This is a genomic window from Acinetobacter sp. NIPH 2699, from assembly GCF_022549355.1.
GTDB lineage: Bacteria > Pseudomonadota > Gammaproteobacteria > Pseudomonadales > Moraxellaceae > Acinetobacter.
The window spans coordinates 61,813-74,159 of sequence record NZ_JAKZGL010000012.1 but is presented as its reverse complement, the minus strand read 5'-3'; the positions used below and the strand labels follow the sequence as shown (position 1 = coordinate 74,159).

General features: G+C 39.0%; 10 protein-coding genes and 1 pseudogene. 3 read left to right on the top strand and 8 right to left on the bottom strand.

Annotated elements, in window-relative coordinates; genetic code table 11:
• Positions 1–41: 41 nt before the first annotated feature.
• The 5 genes from MMP72_RS11985 to MMP72_RS11965 all read right to left on the bottom strand — a co-directional run bounded on the left by MMP72_RS11985 (position 42) and on the right by MMP72_RS11965 (position 5,759).
• Positions 42–923: a class I SAM-dependent methyltransferase gene (locus MMP72_RS11985; RefSeq protein WP_241317574.1), complete on the bottom strand. Its 882-nt coding sequence runs from the start codon at positions 921–923 to the stop codon at positions 42–44.
• A gap of 90 nt (positions 924–1,013) precedes the next feature.
• Positions 1,014–2,534 (bottom strand): NAD(P)/FAD-dependent oxidoreductase, encoded by a 1,521-nt coding sequence (locus MMP72_RS11980; RefSeq protein ID WP_241317572.1) that lies wholly within the window; start codon positions 2,532–2,534, stop codon positions 1,014–1,016.
• Positions 2,535–2,828: 294 nt separating this feature from the next.
• Complete coding sequence (locus tag MMP72_RS11975) at positions 2,829–3,653, bottom strand: SDR family NAD(P)-dependent oxidoreductase (protein WP_241317570.1); 825 nt, start codon at positions 3,651–3,653, stop codon at positions 2,829–2,831.
• 37 nt (positions 3,654–3,690) lie between these two features.
• On the bottom strand, positions 3,691–4,665 hold the full coding sequence (locus MMP72_RS11970; protein ID WP_241317568.1) for a metal-dependent hydrolase: 975 nt from the start codon (positions 4,663–4,665) through the stop codon (positions 3,691–3,693).
• Positions 4,666–4,799: 134 nt separating this feature from the next.
• Complete coding sequence (locus MMP72_RS11965) at positions 4,800–5,759, bottom strand: metal-dependent hydrolase (RefSeq protein WP_241317566.1); 960 nt, start codon at positions 5,757–5,759, stop codon at positions 4,800–4,802.
• Between the two features lie 505 nt (positions 5,760–6,264).
• Here MMP72_RS11965 and MMP72_RS11960 point away from each other — a divergent pair.
• Positions 6,265–6,882, top strand: a complete 618-nt coding sequence (locus MMP72_RS11960) for a TetR/AcrR family transcriptional regulator (protein WP_241317564.1) — start codon at positions 6,265–6,267, stop codon at positions 6,880–6,882.
• Between the two features lie 12 nt (positions 6,883–6,894).
• On the opposite strand, the gene MMP72_RS11955 is transcribed toward MMP72_RS11960, so the two are convergent.
• On the bottom strand, positions 6,895–7,920 hold the full coding sequence (locus MMP72_RS11955; RefSeq protein ID WP_241317562.1) for an AraC family transcriptional regulator: 1,026 nt from the start codon (positions 7,918–7,920) through the stop codon (positions 6,895–6,897).
• Positions 7,921–8,038: 118 nt separating this feature from the next.
• Between MMP72_RS11955 and MMP72_RS11950 the strand changes: the two are divergent.
• Positions 8,039–9,526, top strand: a pseudogene (locus MMP72_RS11950) (NAD(P)/FAD-dependent oxidoreductase).
• Positions 9,527–9,574: 48 nt separating this feature from the next.
• Complete coding sequence (locus MMP72_RS11945; RefSeq protein WP_241317560.1) at positions 9,575–10,417, top strand: SDR family NAD(P)-dependent oxidoreductase; 843 nt, start codon at positions 9,575–9,577, stop codon at positions 10,415–10,417.
• A 63-nt stretch (positions 10,418–10,480) separates the two neighbouring features.
• Here MMP72_RS11945 and MMP72_RS11940 read toward each other — a convergent pair whose 3' ends face one another.
• Positions 10,481–11,422 carry a Dyp-type peroxidase gene (locus MMP72_RS11940; RefSeq protein WP_241317558.1) on the bottom strand — a complete coding sequence of 314 codons (942 nt, stop codon included), beginning with the start codon at positions 11,420–11,422 and terminating at the stop codon, positions 10,481–10,483.
• Positions 11,423–11,506: 84 nt separating this feature from the next.
• Positions 11,507–12,295: a formate dehydrogenase accessory sulfurtransferase FdhD gene (gene fdhD, locus MMP72_RS11935; RefSeq protein WP_241317557.1), complete on the bottom strand. Its 789-nt coding sequence runs from the start codon at positions 12,293–12,295 to the stop codon at positions 11,507–11,509.
• Between the last annotated feature and the right edge of the window lie 52 nt (positions 12,296–12,347).

Here is a 12,347-nt window from a genome sequence, read left to right as displayed (position 1 = left end):
GATGAAATTTGTCTGATTGGGTGGGGTTATTTACGCTCGTCTCAGCATGTTTGTTGTAAACGGAGATGTAGCATATGCGTTGCTATGGTATGCCGTATTTGATCTGGGCGATCTTGAAAATAACGTTCACTCAAACCATCACCAGATAAATCTTCTACAACGACATAACCCATTTTTTCAACTGCTTGGTGTAGTACCTTTGGTCGAAACTGACCTTTAAGTGGCTCTTTTAAAAACCGTGTAAATTGAGAAACAAATAAACTACCGAATCTCTCCACGCCTTGTAACTCTCGATAATCAATAGAGTAGTCCAATACCACTTCGCTGTTTGGTACTGCGATTTTTGCAATACTTAGTAAGGTATTTAAAGTGGTTTCTGGTTCGAGATAATGAGTTGTACCTAACCATGAGAAAAATGCTGGCTGATCTTGTTGAAATCCACTACGTGCCAAAGCTTCTGCAATGGATTCCTTCTCGAAATCTATTGCAACGAATTCAACATTGGTTGGGATTTCACCAAACTCATATAATTTTTTCTGTTTAGCGACTTGCGTATCAGGATGATCGACTTCAAAAATTTTTAGATTCGGGTACTGTCCTGCTTGACGTAAAATAAAAGAATCTAAGCCAGCACCCACCAATACATATTGTTGAATACCTTGTGCAATCGCTTGTTGAAGCAAATCTTCAGCATAGCGAGAGCGTCCCACTACTTGCCCAGTCAACAATCCTAAAGTTCGGTTAAATACAGATGAATTGATTACTTTGACCGTCAGTGATGTGGTCAATAATTTTTTCCAACCTGTACTGGTTAATTCAAATGCATAAGGGTCTGAAAATACTGGATTTGACGCATTTTGAGAATGATTGGCTCTTAATGCTGCTGCTGCCTCAGCCGTACGGCTTGATTGCCCTTTTTTCATATTTATTTCCCATTATTTTAATGCCATAAAAAAATAAGCAGCAAACTTTACCCTAAGATAAAATTTACTGCTATTTCCTACTTCATTAAATTATTTTGTCTTGGTAGTCTGATAAGTGACTTGGTAATCATTCAAATCCATACGCTTTAAACGCTGTTTTAATTTCTTCAACGACCAAGGCCAAGCAGCAAAGTTACGCCCATTGGCATCCAAGTAATAGCTCTTACAACCACCAGCATTGAAAACTGTGGTTTTAAGATGCTTCTGTACCAATTCATTATGATGTTTAATCACTTCTGGCTTAACATTCAACTTGCCAATATTCTGCGCTTTGATTTTTAATAAACCATCAACAATATAATCAAGCTGAGCTTCTGCCAAACCAATGAATGAATCATAAACCAAAACGTTTGGTCCTAATACAAGAAATGCATTAGGTACATTTTCAATGCTGGTCCCTAAATATGCTTCTGGTGAACTGCTTTTCCATAAATCATTTAAGATTTCGCCTTTTTCATTCTGAACACGTTTACCAATAGGCGGATGAGACACTTCAAATCCTGTTCCCCAAATGATTACATCAACCTCTTGACGTTCGCCATTTGCAGAAATAACAGTATTCCCTTCCACTTTCACCAAACCATGCGGGATCAGTTTGACATTTTCCTGCTGTAAAGCTGGGTAATAGTTGTTTGCGAACAATAAACGTTTACAGCCAATGGTGAAGTTCGGTGTGACATTCTTACGTAATTCAGGATCTTCAATCTGGAATTTTAAAATCAGTTTAGCGAGTTCACCCACTGGTTTTAATACCGCTGGGTTACGCAGACCAAAGTTGATCGCATTCAGTGACTGTGCAACTGCTTTACGCCATGTTTTTTGAATGAGTGGATACTTTTCAATTAATTTTTTGCTCACATCACCCAAATCAGTATCAGGCTTTGGTACAACCCACGGCGCAGTGCGTTGGTATACATATAATTCTTTTGCTAAAGGCTGAATCTGAGGTACAAATTGAATCGCAGATGCACCTGTACCAATCACAGCGATACGCTTACCAGTCAAATCATAATCATGATTCCATCGAGCCGAATGAAACATTTCACCTGTAAAGGTTTCCAAACCATCTAGTTTTGGAATCTGTGCTTCAGTAATCGGCCCTGTCGCAAAAACCACAGTTCTCGATAAATATTGACCTTTATTGGTATCAATCACCCACAAATTACGCGCATTGTCCCAAGCAGCATTGAGCAGCTCAGTACCAAATTCAATTTTTGAACTGACATTGAAGTTTTCGCTGACTTCTTCCAAATAGCTCAGAATTTCAGGCTGACGTGCGAATAAATGACTCCATTTTGCACTTGGCGCAAATGAGTATGAATACAATGCCGAGGGCACATCACAGCCACAACCAGGATAGGTATTTTCACGCCATGTGCCACCTACACGATTGGCTTTTTCAATAATTTTATAATTGCTATAGCCGACTTGATCCAGTCGAATTGCAGTTGCAATCCCAGAAATACCTGCCCCAACAATAAACGTATCGTAAATGTGTTGCGGTAAGGCCTTGCCTTCAGCTGAGTTTAATTTTTTTGCTTGAGCTGTCATTTAAAACTTCCTATCCATCGTTTAAATTCACGGCAGCATCTTGCCGAGTTCTCATCTAAATTTCGTAATTAGCCTTCGGCTCTACCTAATTTTTTTTCGGGATGAGGAGCGAAGCTCCGCAAGGGCAACCATCTTGCGCAGCTACATCGCTGCTCCTCCACAAAACCTGTTCACTTGTTTCATATCTTTAATCCCGTCATAAATACAAAACTTTATATCCTTTTGATACTACGCAGGTTGTGGATGACATTTGCGTGTATCAAATTTTGACAAAAGTTTTGGTATTTACTTAGGCTACTTCATAAATCTGTACGAGTTGCCTAAGAATTTTGCATATAAATTCGGTGCTGTACGTTTCATTAACCAAAATAGCTTGGCATCAATTTGTGGAATGGTATAAAGCTGATCTTTATCCAAACGGTTTAAAGTCAGTTTTGCGACCTTATCACTGGTAGTAAATGCCAAATTGGTCAAGGCATAATCTAAAATACCTTTATGCGGTACTTTTCCATTTTTAATGATATTGGTCGGCACCAACGTTGGACATAATACATTGACCTTAATGTTGAACTTTCTAAGCTCAGCAGAAAGTGTCTCCGATAACGCACGAACCCCTGCCTTACTGACGTTATAGACCGCCATTTCAGGTGCCGCTGTATAAGATGCAGCAGATGCAACATTGATAATTGCGCCATGTCCAAGCTGTTTAAACTTAGGCACAAAAGTACGGCAACCATGGATCACGCCCCATAAATTGACATCCATACACCATTGCCAATCTTCTGTGGTCATCTCATCAAACTTGCCACCCAATCCAATACCTGCATTATTAATCACCAGCGTGACAGGTTTTTGCATCAACTGTTCTGCTTGCTCTGCCAATTGTGTGACTTGTTCTGCCTTACTCACATCACATTGGACGGCAAAGGCTTTTTGACCAAGTTGTTCAATCAGACTGACCGTTTCGTTGGCAGCATCCAGATTGATATCTGAACAGACCACAGTTCCGCCACGCTTTGCTAACTCAAGTGCGAAACTACGACCAATCCCGCTACCTGCACCCGTCACGACCGCAAATGCTTTCTGACTAGGCTTGGTTTTTTTACCAAATAATTTCATATTTACGATCCAACAATCAGGTTTTTATTCGCTAAGTTTATGCAGATACTGCACGTACTGGCGGTACAAATTCTTTAAGAAAATAAGGTGTCAACAAACCCGTTTCTGGGTCTAATAATCGCTGTTTGTAATATTCCATATAGGCCGTGGTGTCATGATCATTTGGGTGAAAGCTTGGACGTAAATATTCCAAAATGTGCATAAAACTACTACCAAATACACCTCGCTCACTACCAAACAATAAAGCAGTGCTTTCTACCATATCTTTCATATAGCGTGGGTTGATCAAATTACTCGGTTTACGGATAAAAGGAATAAGATAGCCACCCAATGACACACCACCGAGGATCGTTAAACTTGCCAATAAAAAGCCTGTTACTCTGACCCAATAATTACCAGATAGCTCTAAAAACACATCATAAGCAATGTCTTTATGCTCCGACTCTTCTAACATGTGCCACATCCACATAGCTCTCTGTCTCTCATCTTGAGAACCAAGGATATAGTCTTCATGCTGCATCATAAATTCAGCTAGAACAGCGGTATAGTGTTCAATACCTGCCATCAACGACAGTTGTAGTGAATGTGGAAGTTTATAGATGCCGTACTCGAAAACTTTATCTGCAATCGCACGCAGCAGTTCAACTGGATAATGATTCTCTTTCAATACTTCATCATTAAACTGATTATGTACTTTAGAATGAATCGCTTCTTGACCAATCAAAGACGTTAGTCTTTGTTTTAGAATAGGGTCGGTTATAAAATCACGATGATAACGTGCAGTATCAATCACGACATCTTCCCCAAAGGTTAGAAATATCGATAGTGCATGGAAATAAGACGTTGCCAACTCTTTATTTAAGAAAAATTTTTCATCAAGTTCTGTCGGGTTGAATTTAAAATCGAAATGACGAATAGGAATTGGCGATTTATTCACAAAGTTCTGAACAATCCCCTGATATTTGGTACTTAATTTGTCATTAAAGACATTTCGTATAATTTGAGCGACCATTTTCTATTCCCGTAAAAATAGTGAAAAATTAAATAAAACAGCAACGTATCAATTGAAACAGTAAAATTGCTTATAAGTTTATTTCTACAACTTTAACTGTCTCAATCAGGTGGTTAGATCGTGCGATCAAAGGATTAAGCAGCTTGAACTTTAGGCGTGAACTCTTTCACAAAGAAAGGATGTAATGCCCCACCTTCTGAAAGTAGTTTTTGCTTATAGTATTCAAGATATTTCGATGTATCATGATCATTTGGATGAAAGTCTTTACGCAAGTAATCAAAGATTTGTCCTTGGGTACTGCCAAACACACCATCTTTAGGGCTAAAGATCAGCTTTACACCTCGTTTCGCATCTTTCCAAAATTTAGCCGTCAACATCTCTTGTGGTCTACGGAAAACAGGCACCAGTGTTGCTGAAAATGGAATCAGTCCTAAAATGGTAAAGTAAGCAAGTGCAAAACCACTGATACGTAGCGCATAGTTGCCATTCAAAATTTGATAAACGTCGTAAGCAACGTCTTTATGTTCAGATTCTTCCAGCATGTGCCACATCCACAAGGCACGTGTTTTTTCATCGTCAGAAAAATAGAAATTTTGCTCATGTTTCATCATGTATTCAGCAAGTACCGCAGTAAAATGCTCAATACCCGCCATCATGGATAGTTTTAATGGTTGTGGAAATTGAAGAAATATATATTTAAAGAAGTTTGAACCCAAGAAACGATAAAAAGTAACTGGATAGTCTAGTTCTACAATCGCATCGTTAAATTCGTTGTGTAGTTTAGAATGAATCGCTTCTTGACCAATCAATGAAGTTACGCGTTGCTTTAATATCGGATCTTTAAGCAAATCTCGATGATGACGCGCAGTTTCAATGACCAGATCTTCGCCATAAGTCAAGAATACGGAAAGCGTAGCGAAAAAAATCGTGGCAAATTGATTATTCATATAAAATGATAAATCAACCTTCTCACCTTCAAATCCGATTGCCAAATGACGAATTGGGATAGAATCTTTACTCGCAAAATCAATTTGCTTAGCGAGTGGGTTAGGTTTAAATAGACTAAAGGTCTTTTTCACTGTGTTCGCAATCATAGCAACACCTTACATTCAGTATTGAGCGGAGTTAGCTCGTGATATGACACTCCATTAAGCTCATTAACCATGGTTCTTGGAGCATCTCTATCTTTTTAAACAGTGGATAGCTCATTGAAGAATCATTCGGGAAGATATTTCTGAACTTAATATTCGATATGACTACTGTAGACTGATCTTATGTTCGGATTCAATTCGGGTAATTTACAATTTTCACTGCTTATAAATAACCAATAAAGTGCTCAGTTCTTGATGTGATAAAAATCAAGAAAAACCACTCAAAAACCAAATATTATCAATAAATATCAATCTATTAATAAAAATAAAATAAAAATCAATCATATAAAAACTTTAAGAATAATGTCTATTTAATCTTTTTATTACAAATAAAACATGAATGTTAAAATTTTAGTAATTTTATTTGTTCGGATTATAAGCCCCTACCTTCTATAATATTCAACGACATGATAATCTGACACTATGTTCGGATTTTAGTAAAACCACCATGGCTACACGTAAACCTCGTCAAGCTCGTTCAAAAGTGACCGTAGATACCATTATTGAAGCAGGTTTTATCGCTGTCGCAACCCACGGTACCAGTGGAACCACCACAAGACACATTGCCGATATCGCAGGTGTCAGTGTCGGCTCTTTATATGAATATTTTAAAAATAAAGAAGAAATCTACGACGCGATGGCAAAGACCTTCGTCAAAGAAGTTTTAGATATGGTGAAAGAGCTCACCCCTTTTATTATTGAACAAGAGCTAGAACCACTTTTTGAAATGATTTTTTATACATTCCGTGACCTACTAACACGTGACAATGATCGCTATCTGATTTGTTTAAGGTATGCCACTGAATTGAAATATGAACGATATATCAGTCAAATTGAGTATGCATTGATGGATGTATTAATGAAATACATGATCCGTCATCCGCGATACCTAAAGGTAAATAATCTTAGCGTGACAGCTTATATTAGTATCAACAGCAGTATCTTTAACGTGGCACGCCATCTGATTTTACCAAACCCACAAATTAGCTTTGATGAAATGGTCAGAGGATTGAGTACCATGATTATTAGTTATATCGAAGCAGAATTGGCGAAGGCAGAACAGTGATTTAAATTATTGTTAGATCAATATTTTCATTGCCAAACGTGATGCATGCGGCGTTTTCCCATACCAGCGCTTATAAGCATGAATAAAGCTAGTCGCTTCTGCATAGCCGAGCCATTCAGCAATCTGTTCAATCGAAGTCTGTGGTAAAGATAAATAGTAGTCTGCCAAAATTTTCCGAACGTCCTCTCTGATCTTAATGAAAGTTGTACCTTCATTGAGCAAGTGACGACGTAACGTTCTCGTATTTAGGTGCAACCGATCAGCCACAATTTCCATTGAAGGTATTTCTCCTTTCGTGTGCATGAGGACTTGTTGTACATGATGGGAGTATTTCTTTTGTGATTGCCGCTTCTCTAAAATTTGACGACATTGTTGCTCTGCATGCTGTAAAGCCAACTCATTTGCCATACGCAATTTTTGATTTATGTTGTCAGCATCAAGAATAATAAAGTTCTTCGTCTCACCAAACTTAGGCTCAATGCCAAATAAATCGATATATGTTTGTACATCACCCTTGGGCTGAAAAGAAAAGGCAAGTTCTAAACAAAAATTTTCTGGTATTAAATCTCTTTGAACCGTGATTAAGGCTGAAATATCTCGCTCAACAATGAATTGGGAAAGCGCTTGAGGAATCCCCTTATCAACTGCGAACTCAATTCGAATCCCCTGTTCTTCCTCGGAAACAATAAATTGAGTAAATGCAAAAGTTAATGGGAAATATGCCAAGGCAAAATCTAATGCTTTACGAATATTGGCAGCACTCATTAAAGCCAAGCCTAACGAGCCAAAGGTGGTGAAATGGTAGCGTGTTCCGACGTCTAATCCTAAAGCAGTTCGCTCTCCACATTGTTCAACCAGATTACGAATCACCTGTAATTCTTGTTGTGCCGATACTGCCATATTGGGATCAAGTAAGTGTTGTTGATCTAAGTCTGTTCCTTTTAATATGACTTGATAATCAACACCCAGCTCTGCTGCAAAATCAGCCATCAGTCGAACACTATGTATACTTCGCTCAAATGCCCATGCATACGTCAATGTACATCCCCCAATGTCCTCGAATCACAATATTTTGTCCGCATCCATCCTCTAAATCAACACTTTAAACAACTATTCTACAATCAGGAATTTATCTTTTTATGATTCAAGGCAGATTATGTTAAAGCAGGGATCCAACTCAAATAAAAATATCCGTATCGCCATTATAGGAACAGGATTTGGGGGCTTAGGTGCTGCGATTCGTCTCAAGCAAGCAGGCTATCATCAATTCACTTTATTTGAAAAAGCAGGCGATGTCGGCGGTGTCTGGCGTGATAATACCTACCCGGGTGCTGCCTGTGATGTCCCCTCACATTTGTATTCATTTTCTTTTGAACAAGAGCTAGGCTGGAAAAATCGCTACGGCTCATCGCAAGAGATTCATCAATATTTACGTCATTGCACCGATAAATACGATATTCGTCCGCATATTCGTTTTGATACTGAAATTGCCAGTGCAGACTTTGATCCAACCCTAGGACTTTGGCAGATTCAAAGCACGAATGGCGAAACGTTTGAAGCCGAGTTTCTGATTGCCGCAGTGGGTCAACTCAATCGCCCTGCTTATCCAAAAATTAAGGGTCTTGAAAACTTCAAAGGCAAAGCATTTCACTCAGCACGCTGGGATCATGATTATGACTTGACCAATAAACGTGTTGCTGTGATTGGTACTGGCGCAAGTGCCATCCAGTTTGTACCTGAAATTGCCAAGCAAGTGGCACATCTTGATGTCTATCAACGCTCTGCGCCCTATGTTATTCCAAAGCCAGATCGCATTTACTCTCCGTTAGCACGCAAGGCTTTTCAAAAGTTACCGATCTTGCAAAGCCTTGATCGTATGTATCAGTATAGTTATAACGAGAGTGTTCTCAAGGGTTTCACCATCACCATCAATGAAATCCCACTGGTCGAATATATGTTTCAACGCCATATTCGCAAGGAAATCAAAGACCCACATTTCCGCCACCAACTCATGCCAGATTATCCAATTGGATGTAAGCGGATTTTGATTTCTAATTATTGGTATCAGAGCTTAACACGTCAGAATGTGGATGTGATCAACACCGATATTCAGGAAATCACTGAAACTGGCATTATGGATCAAAATGGAAAACTGCGTGAAGTTGATAGCATTATTTATGGGACTGGATTTGCGGCAACTGAGTTTATGGCACCGATTCAAATCACAGGTTTAGAAGGTGTGACTTTAAAAGACCTATGGAAAGATGGTGCAGAAGCGTATCTAGGTCTAACGGTCAGTGGTTTCCCAAATTTCTTTATGCTGTATGGTCCGAATACCAATCTTGGGCATAATTCGATTGTGTATATGATTGAAAGTCAGGTGAATTATATTCTGGATGCCATTCAAACCCATATCCAAAAGAATTTGTTATTTACCGATTTAAAAGCCGAGAGTCAGCACAGCTTTAATCAGGAAATGCAGGAAAGAATGAAAACCACCATGTGGTCACAAGGCTGTAGCAGTTGGTATCAAACCGCAGCAGGCAAAAACACCAATAACTAGCCTGGTTTTACCTTTGAATATCGTCAACGTACTCGTCGTTTTGACATCGAAAACTATGTGCAAGTGCCAATGGCAAAATAGTTCAATACTGAATCAGGCAATCTATCAGAAAAACAAAGGATGATTTACATGAAAACATTTCAAAATAAGGTTGCGGCAGTCACAGGCGCAGGCTCAGGGATTGGTCAGGCTTTGGCAATTGCATTGGCAAAACGGGGCTGTAACCTTGCCTTATCGGATGTCAGTGAAACAGGCTTAGCCAAGACCGTTGCTTTACTACAGGCTTACCCTATCAAAGTCACTACACAAAAAGTTGATGTGGCAAAACGTGAACAAGTTGCGGTGTGGGCAAAAACTGTGGTGGAACAACATCATCAGGTAAACCTGATTTTTAATAATGCAGGGGTTGCCATTGGCAGTACTGCCGAAGGCGTAAGTTACGAAGACCTTGAGTGGTTGATTGGGATTAACTTCTGGGGTGTGGTATATGGTACGAAAGAGTTTTTACCTTACCTCAAACAAAGTGGTGACGGGCATATCATCAATATCTCAAGTATGTTTGGTTTAACCGCTCAACCGACGCAAAGTGCCTATAATGCCAGCAAATTTGCAGTTCGTGGTTTTACTGAATCATTACGTCAAGAACTGGATATCGAAAATTCTGGGGTTAGTGCAACGTGTATACATCCTGGAGGTATTCGTACCAATATTGCCAAAGCAGCACGGATGAATAACAGCGTCACCAGTTTAGGTATGGACCCAGCGAAAAGTCAGGAAGCATTTGATAAAATACTACGTACGCCTGCTGATGAAGCCGCAAATCTGATTTTAAAGGCGGTGCAAAGAAATCGTCGTCGTTTACTGATTGGTGCAGATGCAAAAGCGGTGGATATTCTTCAGCGTCTGATGCCACAAGGCTATCAACGGATTTTTGCTGCGGCAACAGCATTGCAATCACGCTTTATGAAATAACACTTGGTACTTAGATTCACCGTTGATTGAACAACGGTGAATCTCATTCCTACTGTTTTATTTTTATTCAGCCAAGTCTTCTAGAAAATCAAACGTAGGAACAAAGAATAAACTTCCTGAAACTGGCGTACTAAAATCTAGCAGTCGATCAACATGACCATTTTCCTTGCCTTGGAACATATTTTCCAGCATGGTCTTGGTGATATTGAATGAACGAGAATATCCAATAAAGAAAGTGCCATACTCGCCTTCTGTGGGATTGGAAAATGGCATATTAGCTCGCAGAATTTTCAGCTCATTACCATTTACATCATGTGCTTTACTGACGACATTGTGCGCATTTTGTGGTTTGACATCATCGCCGAGTTCAACATCATCATATTTCTTTCGACCAATCACCTTTTCCTGTTCTTCGGTCGATAAGCCTTTCCACATCTCCATGTTATGCAGATATTTTTGGATAAACACATAACTGCCACCTAGGAACTCAGCATCTTCTGAACCAACATAAGCAATTTCTTTTGCGATCTCATGTTCAGGGTTTTCAGTACCATCCACAAAACCAATAATGGCGCGACCATCAAAGTATCTAAACCCTTTGGTCTCGCTAATCGGATAGGTATCTTGTTTTAATTGCTCATGCAAAATGGAAGCAAGTTCATAGCAAATCGCCATCTGATTGGCACGAATATGGAAAAACAAATCACCTGTCGTTGCAACTGCGGTATGCTTTGATCCTTTAATTTCCTGAAATGGTGTAAGCTCTTTGGGTTTATTTAACTCAGGAAATAAAAGATCCCAAGCATTTGAGCCAATCCCAACAGAAGCACTAAAATTACTATTGGGAAAACGGTTGGTCAAGCTTCGAACCAAAGCTGAGAAATTAGCGAGAAAATCAATCACACCTGAATGATCAGGATTACTATTGATTCCAAGTACAATAAATAATGCATTCTCACCCGATAGATTATTAATCACAGGTTGTGGTCTGAGCGGTATATTCATAATTTTTAGGAATAAAAAAACTTAGTGTTGATATCCTACACAAATCAGTGAACTCATTATCAAAAAAATCATAAATTTTTACTATTATTCTGTATATAAAACAAAGCTATCACCGCGACAAAAACTGGCTAAAGTTAAATTTAATTTCTTTGCCATCTCAATCGCCATACTGGTTGGTGCTGAAATCGTTGCCAACAAACCAATGTTGTATTGCGCGCATTTACGAATTAACTCATAACTGGCGCGGCTGGTCATCATCACAAAGCCATCCGCGACATTCAAATTTTTTATCGCTAAATAACCTAATAATTTATCTAAAGCATTATGACGACCAACATCCTCAAACAATGCCACAATTTGCCCTTTGACGACCCAAGCCGCAGCATGTGCTCCTCCTGTCAGTTCACTGATTTTTTGTCTAATTTTAAGTTGGGCAATGGCATGAGGAATCTGATTTAACCATGTAGCAGACACTTTTGTACTGACAACAGGCAGGTTTGAATAAAGCTGTTTTAAACTTTCAATGCCACACAAACCACACCCTGTTCGTCCGACCATCATCCGACGCTGTTCTTTTAACGCTATAAAAGCTCTAGATGAAATGCTCATGTCAACTTGAATACCCAATTCATTTTGACTAATTTCCAGCGAATACAATTCCATTAAACTGTGTAAAATGCCTTCGGATAGACTAAAGCCTTTGGCAAATACCTCAATATCAGAAGGCGTTGCCATCATCACCGCATGAGAAATTCCGTTATAGATCAATACAACAGGGTATTCCTGAACAATATAATCCATTTCATTTTCAGAAACTTCACGATGAAAACGATGCACTTGCATCGTCTCATAGCCTAACTCTTGCGCTTCCACTCTATATACTCTCTTTCCTGTATAACTTGATTAAAATTAATTTATAAATCCA